The organism is uncultured Ruegeria sp., from assembly GCF_947489545.1.
Taxonomy (GTDB): Bacteria; Pseudomonadota; Alphaproteobacteria; order Rhodobacterales; family Rhodobacteraceae; genus Ruegeria.
Map to the genome: position 1 here is coordinate 1 of NZ_CANLDZ010000111.1, position 238 is coordinate 238.

Below are 238 nucleotides of genomic sequence, written 5' to 3' on the forward strand. Positions count from 1 at the left end.
ATCATAGCTGATCGTTCCGTTGGCGTTCAGCGTCAGCGTGGCCCCATGCGCACTCATGTCAGACACAGATGTCATCATTAGCGCATCCCCCTCGACATCGCTGTCGTTGGCGAGAAGCATGGCTGCATCAATCAGGGCGATAGCATCTTCTGTGCTCGGAATGGCAGTTTGAGCCACATCATCGACTACGACAGGTGCATCGTTGGTTCCGCGCACAAGGACGTACACGGTTGCGGTG

General features: G+C 55.9%; 1 protein-coding gene. It reads right to left on the minus strand.

All coding sequences use genetic code 11. The annotated features are described in order from the left end of the window. On the minus strand, window positions 1-238 hold a 238-nt coding region (locus Q1B13_RS26970), incomplete at both ends, for an Ig-like domain-containing protein (protein WP_299085987.1).